Here is an 18,599-nt window from a genome sequence, read left to right as displayed (position 1 = left end):
AAACTTGTCGATTGATGCAGGAAAATCAAGGGAAAAAGTCGAATGAGAATGAGATGTAAGAAACAGCAGAACATTGTAGAAAGGATGTACATACGTGTTTACTCGACTGCAACAGCTTGCTGGTACCGGTCTGCTTCTCGCTGTCTGTCTCGCTTCAGGTTATGCCGCTGATGCCGCTTCCAGCCATGTTGAGGTAACGGGAGATCGGGTGAATATCCGTTCCGGCCCCGGCCTTACATACGACGTGATCTCCAGTGTCAACGCCAAAACAACGCTGCCAGTCGTTGCCCAAAAGAATGACTGGTATCAAATAACCTTGCCAAACGGAAAGACGGGTTGGATCACCAGCCAATACGCCAAAGCGGTTACACCTCCGGCAAAGCCATCCTCTCCTCCGACTGCGCCGGCAGCGGCGGGCAAATCGTACATTGAGAGTAAAGTGGACAGCTTGAATGTTCGCACGGCTCCGAATACGACGTCAGCCGTGATCCAGCAGATCAATCCCAAGACGAATTACCCCGTCCTGAAGAAAGACGGGGATTGGATGCAAATTCAACTAAGCGGACAGAAGACTGGCTGGGTGGCCGGCTGGCTGGTAGAGGAAAGCAAGGAGGCTGCCGCTACGCCCCAACCGCCCGCCGAACAGCCCAAACAGACGATCACCGTACTAGACACCATGGATGTCCATGCGGGTCCGGGAGAAACGTATGAGACCATCGGCCAGCTCAGCGCTGGCGACACTCTGCCGGTTCTCGGCACGTCCAACGGCTGGTCAAAAATCACCTACGACGGACGCGAGGGATGGATCCTGAAGGCGCCGCCACAAACACCCGGCTCGTCGACAGCGCCGCCGCCTGACATCGGTCCTGTGGCGCCGGATCAGCCTGCTTCACCGTCCACCCCGACAGCGGAAACCGTGCGGGTAAATGTGGACAACCTGAACCTGCGGGCCACACCATCTTTGGATGGACAGGTGATCGCCACGCTGGCAAACGGGACAAGCTTGACCGTGCTTGCCAGACAGGGCGATTGGATCCAGGTAAAAACAGCAGATAACAAGACAGGCTGGGTGGCAAACTGGCTGGTGGATGATCTGGCTAATAAACCGCCGGTCGTCGTCACGGCGGACTCGCTAAAAGGAAAGGTCATCGTCGTCGATGCCGGACACGGCGGACAGGACGGCGGAGCCACCGGCTCGCACTACAACACCTTGGAAAAGGAAGTCAACCTGCAGGTGGCGCAGTTACTGCAGGCAAAACTGGCCGCTGCCGGAGCTACGGTGATCATGACCCGTACGGATGACAGCTATCCGACGCTGCAGAACAGGGTAGATATTGCCAAGCAAAACAAGGCCGATCTGTTCGTCAGCGTTCACCACAACACGCATCCTAACACGGCTACCAACGGTACGATTGTGTTCTATTACGACAAGGGAAAGTCCAGCAAGCTCGCTTCCCACGTTCAAACCGAACTGGTTCGGGCAACGCAGTACAAGGATATGAACGCCCGCTACGGCGACTACTTCGTCCTGCGTGAAAACCCGGTGCCTTCGATCCTCACGGAAATCAACTTCTTGACCAATGTCGAGGACGAGGCCAACGCCCGCGATCCACAGCACCAGGCTCTCGCCGCAGAGGGAATCTGCAAAGGGATCGTAAGTTACTTCCAGTCCGGCCAATAATCAATCATGAAAGAAAAGACAGCCGCTCAGTCTCCATCTAACATTGGAGGCTGGGCGGCTGTCTTTTATTCACTTTCGACGATCAGGGTGACCGGACCGTCGTTTGTCAGGCTGACTTCCATCATGGCGCCAAACTTGCCGGTCGCCACGACCAGTCCTTTTTCCCGCAGCTTCTCGTTAAACAATTCGTACAAAGGCTCCGCCTGCTCGGGACGGGCGGCGGCCATAAAATTAGGCCGGCGTCCCTTGCGGCAGTCCCCGTATAAGGTAAATTGGGAGACGGACAAGATCTGTCCGCCTGTCTCCAGAACAGAGTGATTCATCTTCCCTTCCGCGTCTTCAAAAATTCGCAGATGGGCCACTTTTTCTGCTACGTAGGAAACTTCCTTTTCCGTGTCTTCATGGGTGATGCCGACAAGCAGCACCAGGCCGTGCTCGATCCGGCCAACCACTTCTCCGGCTACCGTGACACGTGCTGCTTGCGAGCGCTGAACGACGACTCTCATGGGTGAATATCCTCCAAAACTGTGTATATGGGCCATTATATCAGTTCGGGGGACGAGCGTCATGTGAAAGTATATTCAAGGGAAGCTGGGATGTCCGTCTCCACTCCCAAAAACGGCGCGTCGACCAAAAAGGACTGTGAGCAGCTTGAACGCTCTTATTCCTCTGCAGTTAGTTGATAATATCTCACGTTTTCCATATGTAAAGCATTTCTCCAAACCAATTTGTTAATAAAAAGATTCGTTTTCCGTATTAACTAATGTGAGGCTCACACAACCACAACAAATTGCGCAATTTGTTTTGTTATCCCTTTATTGGTTGTATCTCATAAGTGAGGGGAGGAGAAGTAGTTGGAAGTTGCTCAAGTGAATACAGGAATCAGCCACAGCGACATTCGTGATCTTCAAAAGGGGATCATGTCAGAAGAAAAATTTACTGCGATTTACGATGCATACTATAGCCGTGTCTACAAATATATTTGCTACCGTATCAACAACCACTATGAAGCGGAAGAGATTTGCAGTCATGTATTTGAAGTAGTGATTTCAAAATACAACAGTTACTCGCCACAAAAGTCCAATTTTGAAGTTTGGTTGTTTGCGATAGCTAGAAACGCTGTGGCTGATTACTTCCGCTCACAGAAAAAAAGAGTCACCTTTTCGCTGGATTCAATTCTGGACATGATTTTACCAAGGTCATCTCCGGAAGAAATTGTCATCCTTGATGACAGCAACGAAATCTTGTACAAGGCTCTGGCAAAGCTGAGCGATAAGGAACGTAACATCATTGGCATGAAGTATGCAGCCGGTTTGAAAAACGCGGAAATTGCTGACCTGCTCGGAGTCAGCGGTTCAAATATCGGTGTAGTCCTCTACAGATGTCTAAAGAAGCTGCAGCAAGAACTGGAAAAAGGAGGTTTTCAATATGAAAAATAGGCGGAATGTAGATGAATTTCCTGATCTAACCAACTTGCTTACCAATCTGGAGCTTACTGACAAAGCCTCCAAAGATCGAATCTACCATCGTCTCACGTTCAAAATGAGATCAGGAACCATTCAACCAAATTTTAAGAAAAGGGATGAGATCGTAATGAAAAAAAATACATGGAAAACTGTAACCGTAAGTGCTATGGCTGTTGCTATTTTGACAAGTGTTTTCTCGACTACCTCTTTTGCACAAAATATGATGGAAACCATTCTGGCACGTTTTCAGGTGGGAAATATGCAAATCGTCCAATACGACAAGGAACCGACTGTATCTGCAGATAATAGCGCATCTGAGCAAGCAGCGGGCGATGCTTCCCGCGAGGTTCAATTGCAGGTACGTCCTAATCTGACTGTGGAAGAAGCTCGTGCCGTATTGGGGCTAAACTTCCCAGCCCCATCCTGGCTGGCAGATTACAAGTACGTCAACACAGTCATTCATGGCAATAACATGGCGGAAGTACAGTTCGAAAAAGGCGAGAAAACCGTTAACTTCCTGATTTCCAAGGGGGGAGAAAACGGCATCGGTACCACAGGCGAAGTGAAAAAAGAAGTGATCAAAGAAACCACAGTTTACTTCGCAAACGGGATTGTGATTTGGGAGAACAATGGCTTTACGGTCGAGCTGTATGCGCAAGACGATTTTGATACGGCGACACTGGGCAAAATTATTGAAAGCTTCAAGGTTGGCGCACCTCTGAAGAAGGAAGAAATCGAGAAAGCAAAGGAAAAAATGCAAAACACACCTCCAACAGAAGGTGCTGGCCCTGCTCCTTCCCCAGCTGCTAGCTAAAGAGGATATAAGCCGTTTATCATCAAGCAAAAAGCTGAAATATAGCTTGAGGGACGCTCTCTGCGTGCAGAGGCGTCCCTTTTCTTTTTCGCGAATGGCAAGGCGATTCTATAAGATTAGTCGGATTCTTTTAAAGTAATAAACACCGTTTTGCTTCCTTCATCCCAATTGACTTCGGCCCCCAGGGACTCACTGACAAAACGGATGGGAACCATGGTATAACTATTGATCAACCGGGGAGGTGTCCCGAGAGTGATGGTTTGGCCGTTGACTGTTGCCGTTGGTTTGTCGATCGTCAAGGATATTTTCGTAGATCCTTTCGTGGCTGTAATGGAACTGGTCTCCTGGTGCCATGTTACGTCGACTCCAAGCTTTTCAAAAATAGTCCGCATCGGAACCAGGGTACTCCCGTTGATTTGGGTTGGGGGTTGTTCAAAACAGAGCCATTCGCCATTGAGCAGGACATTGATTTCGCCGAGGTCAGGAATCAAAGGTTCAAAGCTGATCTCTTCCCCAAAATACTCTTGATGCAGCTTGGCAATGGTTTCCAGTGTTTGCTTTCGCTGGTCTAAAATCCCTTGAACGGTTGTGCACTTTTGCTTGAAAATGGCCTCTTTTGCTGCAGCTTCGGTTTGCTTGATCTCTTCCATGGATCGATTGCCGATGTTCTGAATGGCCTGGGTCTCTGTCTTGTACAACTCTCCCCACTGTTTGACGGCTTCCTGCTGGGATAGAGAGCCCCGATTGTATTTATACATAATGCTGTTCAGATAGTTTGTGTTGCTTCCATTCTTCAGGTGAAACATGGGACTGTTTAGATAGTTCGCATTTACCGCATTTTTATACTTCATCATCGGGCTGTTCAGATAATTTTCATTTACTGCGTTCTTGAATTTCATCATCGGGCTGTTCAAATAATTCTCGTTCACCGCATTTTTATAGTTCATCATGAAACTGCCAAGATAGTTGGGATTCGTACTATTGGTATACTGCTGCATCGGACTGCTTAAATAGTTGGGGTTGATTTTATTGGTGTAATCCCTGAGTTTGGCAGAATCTCCGCGATATTGTTTTGTTACGCTCTCCAGATCCTGACTGAGCCATTTGTCCAGCTTTTGCGCATCTTGCTCTGCTTGTCTGGCGAATCGCTCAAATGACTCCGTTTGATACTTTTTGTAATCTTCGTATTTTTTGGCCGAACCTTCTTGAAATGTCTGATAGGCAGCAGACATTTTCTTTTCATAACCAAGGTACTCATTCCGAACCTGATCAATGAATTGTTGCTTTGTTGCTGCAAAAGCAGGGCCCGAACTGCTCAAAAAAAATAGACCTGCTAGAAAAAGACAAAAAAACCTCTTTTGCCCCTTTTTCATCTTCGACGGTCTCCTCTCTATATTAAAACGTTTAATCACATTACAGCATAACATATAAAACCAAAATTGGAAACTATTACTCCAGGAGAAACTGTGAAAGTAGTTTCAGCGGGGATTTGTTTGTGCGAACATAGTGGTGGGGAAGAAAAAAACGGGCTCGCTTCGTTCGTGGCACGCCTGCGGGGAAGCCGGGGTGTCCGTCTCCACTCCAAAAAACGGCACGTCGACCAAAAAGGACTGGAAGTATTTCAACGTAGCATTTGGTCGACAAGCGTGTGCCGTTTTTTTCCGTTCCGACTGGGTTGGCGTTGCCAAGGCCTGCGCTCGCTCCGTTTTTCTCTTCCTGCCCGTACGTTGATCATAAAAAGCCTCCCCTCTTCAATCTATTTCTTACAACCTCCCCCCTGCCAGGCATGATCACATATTGCTGTTGTTTCTGTTATTGAGAAATCCTGAATCATCTATGGGATTTTTACTGTTGTGTTCATCCCTTTTTCTCAGACTCGGAGACGATCTAAAGAAGAAATAAAAACCTGCAAACAACAAAATCACACCGATGGTGAGATACAACCCATTCACGATTGCTACCCTCCGTTTGAACTTATTACCCCCCATTATAATCAATCTATTCTAACAGTTGCAATTTTAAAAAACAACAGTCCGCCGCAATACAAACGGGCGGCACCAGCGCTGCTGATGCCACCCGTTACGTTTACGTATTGAGAATCCGCCTGACCGAGTAGATATCTTTGATCCGTTTGATCCGCTCCACCACTTTTTGCAGGTGGTCGATGTTGCTGATCGCGATCGTCATGTGGATCGTCGCGACGCGGTTGCGGTCCGCTTTGCCGCTGACGGCTGAGATGTTGGTCTTGGTCTCGCTGACGACTTGCAGCACGTCGTTTAGAAGTCCGTTGCGGTCGCTGCCGGTGATCTCGATGTCGACGTTGTAGTTGTGCTTCAGATCGCCTTCCCAGTATACCGGGATCAGCCGTTCGCTGCAGTCCTCCGCGAGGACGTTCGGACAATCGCGCCGGTGGACGGATACGCCCCGGCCGCGCGTGATAAACCCGATGATATCGTCGCCCGGAACTGGGGTGCAGCAGCGGGAGATCCGCACCAGCAGGTTTTCCACGCCTTCGACCCGCACGCCGGACTCACTGCGCCGGACGTGATGCGCGGGTGCCGGCTTGACCTCGGGAACCTGCTGTTCTTCCCGGTCACGCCGCAGCTTGTCCGTAAGCCTGGTGACGATTTGCGAAGCCGTCAAGCCGCCGTATCCCACGGCAGCGTACATGTCCTCTTCTCCCTGGAAGTTGAACTTGGCGGCCGCCTCCTTGAGGTTCTCCTCTGTCATGACCGCCTTCACTTCAAAGCCGCGAGCCTTGATTTCCGCCTCGATCATCTGCTGCCCTTTGGCTACGTTCTCTTCCCGTTTTTCCTTCTTGAACCACTGCTTGATTTTGTTGCGGGCATGGGCTGACTTGGCGATCTTCAGCCAGTCCTGGCTCGGGCCGTAGGAATGCTTCGACGTGAGAATTTCCACGATGTCGCCGGTCCGAAGCAAGTAGTCGAGGGGGACGATCTTGCCGTTTATCTTCGCGCCGATACAGCGGTTGCCTACGGCAGAGTGAATCCGGTAGGCAAAATCGAGCGGAACAGAGCCTTTGGGCAGTTCCACGACATCTCCTTTGGGGGTAAAGACAAACACGGTATCGGAAAACAAGTCCTGTTTCAGCGATTCCATGAACTCCTGCGCGTTGGGCGCCTCTTCCTGTCCGCCCTGGATGATTTCCCGCAGGCTGCCCAGTCTCTCTTCGAACGTTCCCTGGACGACGCCGCCCTTGCCTTCCTTATAAGCCCAGTGGGCAGCAATACCAAATTCCGCCGTCTGATGCATATCCCAGGTGCGGATTTGCACCTCCAGCGGTTCCGCTTTTGGTCCGATCACCGTCGTGTGCAGCGATTGGTACATGTTCGGCTTTGGCATCGCGATGTAGTCCTTGAAACGGCCCGGCATCGGCTTCCACAGCGTGTGGACGATGCCCAGTACCGCATAGCAGTCCCTGATGTCGCTGACGATAATCCGCAGCGCCAGCAGGTCGTAGATTTCGTTGAACTGCTTGTTCTGCGTCTGCATCTTTTTATAAATGCTGTAGATATGCTTGGGCCGCCCGGAAATTTCCGCCTCGATGTGCAGTTCGCGCAGCTTGTCCTGGATCGTGCTGCCCGCTTCCTTCAAGTACTCTTCCCGCTCTGCCCGCTTCTTCTGCATCAGGTTGACGATGCGGTAATACTGCTGCGGATTCAGATAGCGCAGCGCGGTATCCTCCAGCTCCCACTTGACCGAGGCAATCCCCAGACGGTGCGCCAAAGGAGCGAAGATCTCCAGCGTCTCGTCCGATATCTCGCGCTGCTTTTCTTCGGACATGTGGCGCAGTGTTCGCATGTTATGCAGACGGTCCGCCAGTTTTATCAGAATCACGCGTATATCCTTGGCCATCGCGACCAGCATTTTGCGGTGATTTTCCGCCAACTGCTCTTCTTTTGACTTGTATTTGATTTTCTCCAACTTCGTTACGCCGTCTACGAGGGCTGCCACATCGCTGCCAAAGTCCTGGCGAAGGGTATCCAGCGTAATCTCGGTGTCCTCCACTACGTCATGCAAAAAACCCGCGGCGATCGTCACCGCATCCATCCTCAGATTCGCCAAAATCCCGGCGACGGCGATCGGATGCATAATGTAAGGCACGCCGGATTTACGCACCTGTCCCTCATGCGCTCGCTTGGCGATCTCGTAGGCGCGCTTCACCAGTTGGATATCCGACTCTGACATATAGCTAGACACTTGATTGATGACTTCATCGATGCCCGTTGTCATAGTTCCCTTCCCTTTTCAAAATATCAAGTCATTTGCAGGAGGGTCAAAGATATCCATTGCTGTCGCTTCTCCTATGGCTTGTACAGAAATGACTTAAAAATGTGCTTCATATTATTATCTTGCAATCTCACTGACTTGTAAAGATCGTTCTGGGGGAAATTCGGCTCCGGCAAGCAAAGCAGCCACGCTCGATGAAAAAAAGAAGCCCTTATGGAAGGGCTCCCGTACCGTAAAGCTGTATGCGTTCTCGTCTGATGTAAATCGAGCCAGCGCCTGATCAGCCGGTTCCATCCGGCCGTTTGTTCAAGTGTCAGCGTGTCTCGCCCGCTTTAAAAAGTAACCAGCGACTTGGTCGGAATGTCACCAAGCTGCTTGCGTCCTTCCAGGTAGGACAGCTCGATCAGGAACGCTGCCGCCACCACTTCTCCGCCCAACTGCCGGATCAGTTTGATCGTGGTCGCAATCGTTCCGCCAGTTGCCAGCAGGTCGTCTGCGATCAATACGCGCTGCCCCGGCTTGATCGCGTCTACGTGCATGGCCAGTGAGTCCTTGCCGTACTCCAGGCCGTACTCCGCTTTGATCGACTCGTAGGGCAGCTTACCGGCTTTGCGCACGGGGACAAAACCGACTTCAAGCGCATAAGCCATGGGCGCTCCCACGACGAACCCGCGCGCTTCCGGCCCGGCGATGAGATCCACATCGTAGGCCTTGGCAAATTCAGTCAGTTCGTCAATGGCCGCCCGGTACACCTTCCCCTCTTTCAAGAGCGTGGTGATGTCTTTGAAGCGGATGCCCGGTTGGGGAAAATCTGGAATGACACGGATGTGTTCTTTAAAGTTCATATGGCAATTAGCCTCCTAAGCGGTGGTTTCCGGCCACCATTGATTCAAATAACGGGTCAACTCTTCCTGGGAAGAGAGCAGCAGCTCTGTGTACAGCTCGGTCTGCTCCTGCCACCTGCGATAAAGCGGCGAGTTGTCCAGTGCCGTCTTTTGCGGCTCCGGATGGAGTGAGAACTGCTCGCCCTCCTCCCGGATAAATCCCAACTCGACAAAAACAGCCAGCATGCCATCGAGCGTCGCTCGCGTCCAGCGCTGTTTTCGGGCTAACGAGTCAAGATGCTGCTTTTTTACTTGCCTGTACTGGTGAAAGATTTGATAAAGCCCTTTAAATTGGTCGCGGCTGGGAAAATGAAGCTGTTCAAATGAAAATTCCGGATCGCCAAACAGGCAGTACAAGCGCTTGGTCTGCTTCATGCCGGACAGCACCTCTTCCAGGGCAGCCCTTTGCGTTGGCAAATCGTACAAGACGAGTGTGTCAGCTTTGGCAGCTTCAGCTGGCATCTCGGCGCCGTCCATCAAAAGGCAGGAAGCCATCTCCGACTGCGCCAGATACTGCTGGAGCTGCTGATAGTTCTCCGGTTGAAAAACGGCAGTAGCCACGTTTGCTCCTTGCAACAGGGTGAGCCACTTCTGCTGTTTTTCCCTGCTGCCCCGCCAATCGAAGACCTGTTTATGGGGAACGGCGAGATCGCGAATGATCAACTGGGGTTTGCGCTGGTTGTTCCATTCGTTGAGCGAAAGCTCTCCCACCACCTGGATCCTTGCTCCCGGCGTCAGATGTTCCATCAGCGGCGCCAATTGGAACCCGATCGCATCGAGGCTGCGTCCCTCACCGTCAGCAGCAAACATGCATTTCAGGTGGGAGTCGTCCCGCCCGATCTTCCGCATGCTGCTGGCGTATACGTCAGCAAGCTGGATCAACGGAGTGGGATTTCCCATACCGAAGGGAGCGAGCCGCTGCAGGCTTGAGACTGTCTCCAGGTCGATCGCATCCAGCTGGATTTCGGCGTCCACGCGGGTTTGCGGGATGAAATCGTCCGCGGACAGGCGTTCGCGGGCAATCTGATTCATCTTCTCCCGAAGCTGCTCGATATTTTCGACTGGAAGCGTCATCCCTGCCGCCATCGTGTGCCCGCCAAAGTGAGGCAGGAGCTCCTGGCAAGCAGTCAAGGCTTCATACAGATCAAACCCGGCAATGCTGCGGGCAGAGCCTTTTGCCATCCCGGTGTCCGGATCGATTCCGAGCACGATCGTCGGCCGGTAAAACGTTTCGACCAGGCGGGAGGCAACAATCCCCACTACCCCGACGTTCCAGCCGGTTTTCGCCAGCACGAGGACGCTGTTCTGATCGGCGGGAAAGTGGTTTCTCACCATTTCCTCCGCTTCTTCCGTCATCGTTTGCACCAGTTCCTGCCGTTCCCGGTTCAAATCATCCAAGGTCTGGGCCAGTTCGGCCGCTTCTTTGGCGTCGTCGGAGGCCAGCAGGCGAACCGCTGCCTCGGCAGTCTCCAGTCGGCCGCCGGCATTGATGCGAGGAGCCAGGCCGAAGCCGACGTGGCCGGCCGTAAGCTCTTTTTCCTCCAATCCGCACACCCGGATGAGTGCTTTGAGTCCAGGATGTCTGGTCTGATTGAGCGCCCTTAGACCGAAGCTGGCCAGCAGGCGGTTTTCGTCCACCAGGGGAACGAGATCGGCAATCGTCCCGATCGCTGCGATATCTGCCAGATGCATGGGCGGCTGCCCCAACAAGGCATGGGCCAGTTTAAACGCGACGCCCACTCCCGCCAGCATGTCAAATGGGTAGGAACAGCCAGGCTTCTTCGGATTCATGACAGCCAATGCATCCGGTATCACCGCAGGCGGCTCATGGTGATCCGTCACGATGATGTCCAGACCCAGCTCCTGTCCGTAAGCGACTTGCCGGGCGGCACTAATTCCCGTATCGACTGTGACGACTAGTTTAAATCCTCGGTCGTATATGGTTTTAAGCGCATCTGTATGTAAGCCATACCCCTCTGTAAAGCGGTTGGGTATGTAATAGTCAAACACCGCCCCTAGCTGCCGCAGCACATGGATCATCAAGGTGGTCGCACTGACGCCGTCCGCATCGTAATCGCCGTAGAGGCAGATCGGTTCTCCTGCGGAAATCGCGCGTCTGATCCGCTCAACGCTCACGTCCATGCCGTCCAATCGGAACGGATCGTGGAACTGATCGATGCTGACATTCAAAAAGGCGTGTATCCGCTCAGCGGTATCAATCCCGCGGATGATCAGCAGCTTCGCCAGCAAAGGCGGGATATTGCATTCACGGGCAAGCTCAGAAGCGCGTGTCTCGTCGCATGCTGCCAGCTGCCAGCGTGTTTTGGCTCGTAACATAAGCCGCCCTCCAATCCCAGTATTTAATTATAGTAAATGGGGGAGAGGCTGACAATACACAGAAAAACCGCAATCAATGGATCACGTCGCGTTCCTCATGGTCCGCTGTGCCGGAAGAAAACGGAAAGACAGAGTCGTACGGATTAATGTGCACAAATACGTCCCGCACCCGTTCGAATCGGTTCATCAGCTCCTGTTTTACCTGCTTGCCGATGGTGTGCCCCTGCTCCACGGTGATCTGCGGATCGACACTCACCTTCACGTCGACGATGACGTAATGGCCGTGTTCTCTCGCCCGCAGGTCGTCGATCCGGATCACGCCGGGGACTGCTTCCACCGTCTGCACCATCGGGACCGTCTCTTCGCTGTGCAGCACGTGATCAAGCGTGTTGTGTATCGACTCCTTCAGGATCTTGTAGGCCATCTTCAGGACGAGCAGGGAGACGAATACGCCGGCCACCGGATCGAGGTACACCATCCAGCCGACCCCCAGGTATTCGCCCAGTACCGCGCCGCCGATGCCAACCAGCGCCGCAAAGGAAGAAAAGACATCGGATCGGTGCTCCAGAGCATTGGCGATCAGCGACTGGCTGTTCAGTTTTTTTCCCAGATTGTATTTGTAGCGGTACATCCACTCTTTTACCGCCATCGATAACACGGCAGCCCAAATCGCCAGCATTCCAGGGGCCGCGACCGGCACCAGCATGGATTGGATCGACTTGTAACCGATTTCAAAACCGACCACTACCAGCAGCACCGCAACGATAATCGCGGCGATCGATTCCGCCTTGCCGTGGCCGTACGGGTGATCCTCGTCAGGGGGTCTCTCGGCAGCCCTTAGGCCGATGAGAACGGCGACAGAGCCGACTACATCGGAGGCGGAATGAGCCGCATCTGCGATCAGCGCACGGGACTCGGCGACAAGCCCGATGGTCAGCTTTGCTGCGGCCAAGGCCAAATTGCCAACGATACCTACCCAGGCGCCAAACTGTGCCTTTGCCAAGCGGTCCTCCATCATCATCCCTCCTATCCTATGCTGAAAGAAAAGCCGCGGATCCCTCCGCGGCCTCGCACTTAACTCTGGTTCGGATTTGCTGCCGGTTTTAACCGTTTTTTCATCATTTCGCGTTTTTTCAACGTCACCCATACCTGGGCGGCAATAAAGATCGAGGAGTAAGTCCCGGTCACCAGACCAAAGATCAGCGCAAGCGAGAAGTTGCGGATTCCCTCACTGCCGAAGACGGCCAGCGCCAGGGCGGCTACAAACACCGTCAAGACGGTGAAAACGGAACGGCGCATCGTTTGCCACAAGCTCACATTGACCAGATGCTCCAGGTCCTCGACCGTTTTCACCTTCATCGATCTTAAGTTTTCCCGAATCCGGTCAAAAATTACAATCGTATCGTTAATGGAGTACCCGACAATCGTCAAAATCGCTGCGACGAAGGTAAGGTCAACTTCAATCCGGAAGATGGAGAACATCGCGATCGGGATAAAAGCGTCGTGGATAAGCGAGACGGTACAGGCGATCCCGAACAAATACTGGAAGCGGAACGCGATGTAGATGGCGATTCCGAGAGCGGCAAGCACCAGGGCGATCGCCGCCTTTTTTACCATCTCGTCAGCAATAATCGGGTCAACTGTCGACTCCTGCCGCTCCACCTGATCGCCGTACTTTTGCTTCAGGTCGGCGTGAATGGTTTCCAGCTTGTCTTTGGAGATTGGCTGGTCAAACGTCGTGGTCGCCCAGAGATTTTTATCCCCTGTCTTGGTTACGTCTTTAAACTTGACGTCCGGCACCTCTTTGTGCAGAACCGCCTCGATATCGCCGACGTTAAACTCTTTGCCGATGTACATGTCCAGGCGCGTTCCGGCCTTGAAATCGACTCCGAGATCCAGACCCAAAATCAACGTGAAGACTAACCCCAGTGTCAAGATGACAGCTGAGAGCAAATAGAACTTTCTCCTGTTTTTTACAATATCAAAACGAATCACCGTATCTTGCGCATTAGAGCTCATGAATTTCACTCTCCTTTACCCCGTACCAGACCGGCTTCTTGAACATGTTGGCCTTGATGAGCAGCCAAAGCAGGAAGCGAGAGCCGAATACGTTGGTGATCAAGCTGACGATCAACGTCATGATCAAGATGGTCGCAAAGCCCTGAATCGAGCTCGTCCCGACGTACAGCAGCACGAGTGCGGCGATGATCGTCGTCAGGTGGGAGTCGATGATCGTAATAAACGAGCGTCTTTGACCGGCGCGGAACGCAGACAGGATCGTCTTGCCGCTCTTGATCTCTTCCTGGATACGTTCATACGTGATGATGTTGGCGTCGACCGCCATCCCGACGGAGAGAATAAATCCGGCGATACCTGGCAGTGTTAACGTGGCGTGCATCCAATCCAGTACCAATAGACAGAAATACGTAAAGCCGATCAAGGTGATGTTGGCGATCATGCCCGGCATGCGGTAGACCAGCAGCATGAACAAGAAGATCACAGCACCGCCGATGTACCCGGCGTAGATCGTCTTCTGCAGTGCCATTTGCCCCAGGCTGGCGCCGACGGAGTTGGCCGACAGCTCCACCAGTTTGGACGGCAGCGCCCCGGCGTTCAGAATCCCGGCCAGTTCATTTGCTTCCTGGAGGGTGTACGATCCGGTAATTTCAGCGTTGCCGCCAGTGATTACGCTGTTGATCCGCGGGTTGGTCAGCATCTGGTCGTCCAGGTAGATGGCGACCGTTTTCCCCAGATTGTTTTTCGTCACGTCGGCAAATTTGCTTGCATTTGCAAACTTCAATAAAATTTTCGGACGTTTCAAATCGTCAAAGCCGACCTTGGCTCCCCCTGGAGCGAGGTCGCTTCCTTGCAGCACAATGTTCCCTTGTTCGTCGCGGAACGTCAGCACGGCAGGTTTGCCAATCAAGCTGCGCATCTTCTCCTGGTCGGTCACCCCGGCCAGCTTTACACGCACCCGGTCCGGATTTTCGATCGTAACCTCCGGCTCCTGAACGCCCCCGACATTGACCCGTTTCTCTACCATTGAAGCAGTTGCTTTCAATAGATCTGTCGTTACTTTCTGTCCTGCTTCAAGCGGCTCTACCTTATATAGAATCTCAAATCCGCCCTGAAGATCGAGACCGAGTACGATGTTCTTCGATACAGGTACGGTCGTCGTTATCACCAGACCAGCCAATGCGGCCAGTACGATCAGGAAGAGCACGAACCTACTCCATTTAATCATTTGCGATAATGCCCCTTTCCCTTTTCCAAGCGGGTTGTCCCCCACAAAAAATAAAAAAGCCGTTTTCTAACCAACACGCCCATTATAGCCAACCTGTGAAAAGCGTGTCAAATGAAGTTGTCTGGGTTTTTATACATATTTACCATCAGCCAATTCATGTACTTCGTTGCCTTCAGCGAAAGGATGTCGTTTACCAGTTGATGTTTTGGCGGAATCTCTTTTTTATAGGAAGCAGAAACACACTTCCAGATATCGTCGGGGGTAATGTTGTCGTACCCGAGCAGGGCGAACTCCTGGGCCTTGCTCAGACACAGCATGTGTACCTCTGCCTTCAGCTCCTCACTTGCATCAACGGGAAACTCCATCTTTCATCTCTCCTTTGCAAAATTGTCATGACCCGGCGGGCACGTCCATATTCTTAAAATAGAATCCTCAGCTGCCTTTTCTCAACTCTATTTTTTGTCAAAAGAAAGGACCATCCCATGAGACAATCGTTTTTTTACGGTACCGTCATCTTAATTGTCGCCGGGGCTGCCACGCGAATCCTCGGCTTTATCAACCGGGTCGTCCTCTCCCGGATTATCGGCGCCGAAGGCATGGGACTGTACCAAATGGTCGTGCCGCTCATGTACTTTTTCATTACGCTGACCACGTTCGGCCTTCCCGTGGCGATCGCCAAACAAGTGGCAGAGAGCGAAGCAGCCGGGGACTTCCGCAAAACCAAGCGCCTCTTGGTCCTCTCCCTTACGCTTACGGGGACCATTAGCTTGATACTCTGCCTCATCATGTTCCTGGGGGCGCGGACGCTGACCGGTTGGCTGTTTTCAGACGACCGCGCCTATCTGGCCTTGCTGGCCGCGCTTCCAGTGATTCCGCTAGCCAGTTTTTCCGCCGTTCTGCGCGGCTACTTTCAAGGCAGACACAATATGACACCCACGGCCACTTCCCAGCTGCTTGAACAGGTCGTGCGGATGGCCCTCGTCGTCGTGATGACCGTCACCTTTATGGATAACGGCGTGGAGTACGCCGCTGCCGGTGCGGTCGCCAGCATTATTTTCGGAGAATCCGCCGGTTTATTGTACATGTTTTGGCAATTCCGCCGGCAGGGACGACAGACGGCAGAACGCCTGATCCAACTGCCGCTGCTGGCATCCCTGAGGCAAAACCAGGAGAACCTGCGCCAGCTTTTGAGCATGTCCCTTCCCGTCACGATGAGCCGGCTGGTCGGCTCTATTGCATACGTATTAGAGCCCATGATAGTTCCATTTGCGCTCCTGGTAGCGGGGTATCAAGCCCATGAGGCTACCAGCCTGTACGGAAAATTTGCCGGCATGGCCGTTCCCTTGCTGCTCTTCCCGACGTTTTTGACCTATTCGCTGTCCATCTCGCTGGTTCCCGCCGTGTCGGAGGCGGCGTTCCAGAAGAACAGCACCCTGGTCCACCGCCGCATTTACCAGGCGATGCGCATTACGTTGGTCATCGGGGCTCCCTGCGCCGTGCTGTTGTTCGTCTTTGCCGAACCGCTCTGCCAGCTGCTCTACGGAAACAGGGATGTAGGGGTGCTGCTAAGGCAGATGGCGCTGTTCTCCGTTTTCTTGTTCTTTCAGACCCCGCTGGCTGCTGCCCTGCAGGGGCTGGATTACGCAAGCACGGTATTTCGGAACACTTTGTTCAGTTCCGCCGTCAAGCTGGTCGCCATGTTTGTCGTCACAGCCCAACCGGCGTTCGGCATCTATGGTGCGATCATCGCGCTGAACTTGAGCATTACGCTGGGCACTCTCCTGCATTTTGCCAGTCTGGTCAAGGCGATCGGGTTTACCATCGACTTTTCCGAGTTTTGTAAAATTGGCGCCGCCATGCTTGCCATGGGCTATGCCGGCTCGTACATGGCGAACCACCTGTTCTACGATCTGTCGATCATCAAAATGCTGCTGCTCAGTTCCGGTTCCTGCTTTCTCCTGTATGTGATCCTCCTGGTCGGCATGCGGGTCCTGGGCAAGCAGGACGTCCGGCGCATCCCCTGGATCGGCGAGCAGCTCTCGGTCTTCTTTCCTCGCCGCTAGGGATTACAGCCACTTGCGTTTTTTGAACACGCGCAGCATGCCGAGAGGCACAACCGTCATGACGATGAAGGCAATCACAAACATGATCGGTTCTGCCTCCACCCCTAGCCAGCTAAACGTATTCATCCCAAACAAACCGGTGATAAACGTAAGCGGGAGGAAAATAGTGGAAATAATGGTCAAGACGCGCATGGTCTCCGTCGTCTTGGCGTTGATAATCGTGTAGTACGTATCAAGTGCGCCGTTCACCAGATCGCGGAAGGTTTCAGTCGAGTCAGCAAGGCGTTCCAGGTGATCCGTCAAATCGGTGTAAAACGGCATGTTCTCCTCGGATATATCGAAGGACATGCGTCCGTTTACGTTGGCAAATATCCGCTTCTGCGGCAAAATGACCCGCCTGATCAAGATGATCGTCCGTTTCAAGGCCAGGAACTCTTCTGTGATCTCTTCCATTTGATGTTCAAAGATCTCGTCTTCCAACTCGTCAATCCGCACGCTGATGCGATCCATGATCGGAAAGTACTCGTCCGTGATGCCGTCCACTATCGTGTAAAGCAGGTAATCCGGCCCGCGGTTCATCCACGCCATGCTCCGGTGGCACTGCTTTGCAATGCGGCCAATCGTATTCATCGGCGATTTGTGAATCGTCACAATGTAATTGGGCCCCAAAAAGACGTTTAATTCCAGCGTGGTAATCTCGTTGTCGCTCTCTTCATTGTACCGCAGCGCATGGAAGACGAAGAAATAGTACCCTTCGTACTGGTCTACCTTGGCCCGGGGGCTTACGTGCAAGCAATCCTCGATGGCCAAGGGGTGGAAGTCAAAAATTTTGCCGATATATTGTAATTCGTCATTTCCAACGTCATACAAATCGATCCACAGCAAATCTTCGGGTGACCGAAGCCACTCGTCTTTTGTCGCCAGATCCATATCGTGGCACATTTTTTTCTCCGAGTGATTGTAAAAATAGGTTTTGATCATTTCGCTCACCCCCATCTGTTCCATCATCCATCATACACAATATTTGCTGCATAGTTCAATGAAGAGATGAATAAGCCGGATAAGCCCTTCATATAGATGGTAGAAAAACATATGAGAAGGAGGGATTTGCTTGCGAAGCACGTCCGCCTCAATCGCTACGGGGCTTCTGTTTACGCTTGGACTCGTTTTAACCGGATCTTTATTGACTGCGATCCTGCTCTCTTTTACCGATCTGAAAGAAAGCTCGCTGCCATACTTTACGTACACGATCAACATCATCAGTCTGCTGCTCGGCGGCATCATCACCGGCAGGCGCTGCATCAGCCGCGGCTGGTATTACGGCGGTCTGACCGGGATCACCTATTTCCTGCTCGTGGTGTTAATCGGGTTTCTCGGCTTTGATGCGCCGATGAGACTGGCGACCTTGTATTACCTGTTTGGCGCCTTTCTCATCAGCGCACTGGGCGGCGTGATCGGGGTCAACATGGCTGCCCGCCGCTAGGTTCCCCGAAGGACGAAAAAAAGCAGGCTGAGATGCCCTGCTTTTTTTCGTGGCAAAACTACTCTTCTTTTGCCGGTGCTGCCGGAGCGGCAGCTTCGGTGCTGCTGGAAGTGCTCAGCACGTTGTTGACTGCTCCGCGGTCGAAGGTGACGTTTACATTATGGGCGATGCGCAGCGTGACCGTATTGTCGTCAATTTCCTGGATCGTGCCGTGCACCCCGCCAATGGTTACCACCTTATCCCCTTTTTTCAGCGCACCGAGCATCGCGTTGCGCTGCTTGTTGCGTTTTTGCTGGGGGCGAATTAACAAGAAGTAAAAAATTAAAACCATAATGATCAGCGGTAAAAAGCTTTCAATTCCTTGCATGCCAAATCC

General features: G+C 52.5%; 16 protein-coding genes. 5 read left to right on the top strand and 11 right to left on the bottom strand.

The features are described from left to right. The first annotated feature begins 94 nt into the window (after window positions 1-94). Window positions 95-1,681 (top strand): N-acetylmuramoyl-L-alanine amidase family protein, encoded by a 1,587-nt coding sequence (locus ACI7RC_RS09980; protein WP_408108096.1) that lies wholly within the window; start codon window positions 95-97, stop codon window positions 1,679-1,681. 65 nt (window positions 1,682-1,746) lie between these two features. On the opposite strand, the gene dtd is transcribed toward ACI7RC_RS09980, so the two are convergent. Then, a complete protein-coding gene (gene dtd, locus ACI7RC_RS09975; protein WP_408108095.1) occupies window positions 1,747-2,187 on the bottom strand; it encodes a D-aminoacyl-tRNA deacylase in 441 nt (146 codons plus the stop codon). A 348-nt stretch (window positions 2,188-2,535) separates the two neighbouring features. On the opposite strand from dtd, the gene ACI7RC_RS09970 reads away from it, so the two are divergent. Both ACI7RC_RS09970 and ACI7RC_RS09965 read left to right on the top strand, forming a co-directional pair. Continuing rightward, window positions 2,536-3,120 carry a sigma-70 family RNA polymerase sigma factor gene (locus ACI7RC_RS09970; protein WP_408108094.1) on the top strand — a complete coding sequence of 195 codons (585 nt, stop codon included), beginning with the start codon at window positions 2,536-2,538 and terminating at the stop codon, window positions 3,118-3,120. Next, window positions 3,110-3,961, top strand: a complete 852-nt coding sequence (locus tag ACI7RC_RS09965; RefSeq protein WP_408108093.1) for a hypothetical protein — start codon at window positions 3,110-3,112, stop codon at window positions 3,959-3,961. Before ACI7RC_RS09970 ends, ACI7RC_RS09965 begins: the two co-directional genes overlap by 11 nt. Window positions 3,962-4,077: 116 nt before the next feature. On the opposite strand, the gene ACI7RC_RS09960 is transcribed toward ACI7RC_RS09965, so the two are convergent. From ACI7RC_RS09960 to ACI7RC_RS09925, 8 genes are all read right to left on the bottom strand, one after another. Next, window positions 4,078-5,280, bottom strand: a complete 1,203-nt coding sequence (locus tag ACI7RC_RS09960) for a copper amine oxidase N-terminal domain-containing protein (RefSeq protein ID WP_408108092.1) — start codon at window positions 5,278-5,280, stop codon at window positions 4,078-4,080. 766 nt (window positions 5,281-6,046) lie between these two features. After that, the gene (locus ACI7RC_RS09955) at window positions 6,047-8,215 is read right to left on the bottom strand and encodes a RelA/SpoT family protein (RefSeq protein ID WP_408108091.1); all 2,169 of its coding nucleotides are present in this window, start codon (window positions 8,213-8,215) and stop codon (window positions 6,047-6,049) included. A 329-nt stretch (window positions 8,216-8,544) separates the two neighbouring features. Then, entirely contained in the window at window positions 8,545-9,057 is a 513-nt protein-coding gene (locus tag ACI7RC_RS09950) for an adenine phosphoribosyltransferase (protein WP_408108090.1), read from the bottom strand. Between the two features lie 15 nt (window positions 9,058-9,072). Continuing rightward, window positions 9,073-11,433, bottom strand: coding sequence for a single-stranded-DNA-specific exonuclease RecJ (gene recJ / locus ACI7RC_RS09945; RefSeq protein ID WP_408108089.1), 2,361 nt, complete (start codon window positions 11,431-11,433; stop codon window positions 9,073-9,075). Window positions 11,434-11,506: 73 nt separating this feature from the next. Further along, window positions 11,507-12,448, bottom strand: a complete 942-nt coding sequence (locus tag ACI7RC_RS09940) for a cation diffusion facilitator family transporter (protein ID WP_408108088.1) — start codon at window positions 12,446-12,448, stop codon at window positions 11,507-11,509. A gap of 59 nt (window positions 12,449-12,507) precedes the next feature. Beyond that, on the bottom strand, window positions 12,508-13,452 hold the full coding sequence (gene secF, locus ACI7RC_RS09935) for a protein translocase subunit SecF (protein ID WP_408108087.1): 945 nt from the start codon (window positions 13,450-13,452) through the stop codon (window positions 12,508-12,510). Then, window positions 13,442-14,677: a protein translocase subunit SecD gene (gene secD / locus ACI7RC_RS09930; RefSeq protein WP_408108086.1), complete on the bottom strand. Its 1,236-nt coding sequence runs from the start codon at window positions 14,675-14,677 to the stop codon at window positions 13,442-13,444. Before secD ends, secF begins: the two co-directional genes overlap by 11 nt. Window positions 14,678-14,784: 107 nt before the next feature. Then, window positions 14,785-15,042 (bottom strand): post-transcriptional regulator, encoded by a 258-nt coding sequence (locus ACI7RC_RS09925; protein ID WP_408108085.1) that lies wholly within the window; start codon window positions 15,040-15,042, stop codon window positions 14,785-14,787. A 117-nt stretch (window positions 15,043-15,159) separates the two neighbouring features. On the opposite strand from ACI7RC_RS09925, the gene spoVB reads away from it, so the two are divergent. Further along, complete coding sequence (gene spoVB, locus ACI7RC_RS09920; protein WP_408108084.1) at window positions 15,160-16,740, top strand: stage V sporulation protein B; 1,581 nt, start codon at window positions 15,160-15,162, stop codon at window positions 16,738-16,740. 3 nt (window positions 16,741-16,743) lie between these two features. Here the strand turns inward: spoVB and corA are convergent, their stop codons facing one another. Beyond that, complete coding sequence (gene corA, locus ACI7RC_RS09915; RefSeq protein WP_408108083.1) at window positions 16,744-17,721, bottom strand: magnesium/cobalt transporter CorA; 978 nt, start codon at window positions 17,719-17,721, stop codon at window positions 16,744-16,746. A gap of 130 nt (window positions 17,722-17,851) precedes the next feature. Here corA and ACI7RC_RS09910 point away from each other — a divergent pair, with 130 nt between their 5' ends. Next, entirely contained in the window at window positions 17,852-18,223 is a 372-nt protein-coding gene (locus tag ACI7RC_RS09910; protein WP_408108082.1) for a TIGR04086 family membrane protein, read from the top strand. Window positions 18,224-18,281: 58 nt separating this feature from the next. Here the strand turns inward: ACI7RC_RS09910 and yajC are convergent, their stop codons facing one another. Beyond that, complete coding sequence (gene yajC, locus ACI7RC_RS09905) at window positions 18,282-18,590, bottom strand: preprotein translocase subunit YajC (protein WP_408108081.1); 309 nt, start codon at window positions 18,588-18,590, stop codon at window positions 18,282-18,284. Window positions 18,591-18,599: the final 9 nt, after the last annotated feature.

The sequence above is a fragment of the Brevibacillus sp. B_LB10_24 genome (assembly GCF_046036945.1).
In the GTDB taxonomy this organism is placed as follows: domain Bacteria; phylum Bacillota; class Bacilli; order Brevibacillales; family Brevibacillaceae; genus Brevibacillus_C.
The sequence above is the reverse complement of the archived record's forward strand: the minus strand, read 5'-3'. Positions and strand labels throughout refer to the sequence as shown.

What these genes read in the sequence shown, in the direction of transcription:
- ACI7RC_RS09940 (WP_408108088.1), bottom strand. Translation starts at nt 12,448, where the DNA reads ATGGAGGACCGCTTGGCAAAGGCACAGTTTGGCGCCTGGGTAGGTATC.
- ACI7RC_RS09965 (WP_408108093.1), top strand. Translation starts at nt 3,110, where the DNA reads ATGAAAAATAGGCGGAATGTAGATGAATTTCCTGATCTAACCAACTTG.
- secD (WP_408108086.1), bottom strand. Translation starts at nt 14,677, where the DNA reads ATGATTAAATGGAGTAGGTTCGTGCTCTTCCTGATCGTACTGGCCGCA.
- spoVB (WP_408108084.1), top strand. Translation starts at nt 15,160, where the DNA reads ATGAGACAATCGTTTTTTTACGGTACCGTCATCTTAATTGTCGCCGGG.
- secF (WP_408108087.1), bottom strand. Translation starts at nt 13,452, where the DNA reads ATGAGCTCTAATGCGCAAGATACGGTGATTCGTTTTGATATTGTAAAA.
- yajC (WP_408108081.1), bottom strand. Translation starts at nt 18,590, where the DNA reads ATGCAAGGAATTGAAAGCTTTTTACCGCTGATCATTATGGTTTTAATT.
- ACI7RC_RS09950 (WP_408108090.1), bottom strand. Translation starts at nt 9,057, where the DNA reads ATGAACTTTAAAGAACACATCCGTGTCATTCCAGATTTTCCCCAACCG.
- corA (WP_408108083.1), bottom strand. Translation starts at nt 17,721, where the DNA reads ATGATCAAAACCTATTTTTACAATCACTCGGAGAAAAAAATGTGCCAC.
- ACI7RC_RS09955 (WP_408108091.1), bottom strand. Translation starts at nt 8,215, where the DNA reads ATGACAACGGGCATCGATGAAGTCATCAATCAAGTGTCTAGCTATATG.
- ACI7RC_RS09925 (WP_408108085.1), bottom strand. Translation starts at nt 15,042, where the DNA reads ATGGAGTTTCCCGTTGATGCAAGTGAGGAGCTGAAGGCAGAGGTACAC.
- dtd (WP_408108095.1), bottom strand. Translation starts at nt 2,187, where the DNA reads ATGAGAGTCGTCGTTCAGCGCTCGCAAGCAGCACGTGTCACGGTAGCC.
- recJ (WP_408108089.1), bottom strand. Translation starts at nt 11,433, where the DNA reads ATGTTACGAGCCAAAACACGCTGGCAGCTGGCAGCATGCGACGAGACA.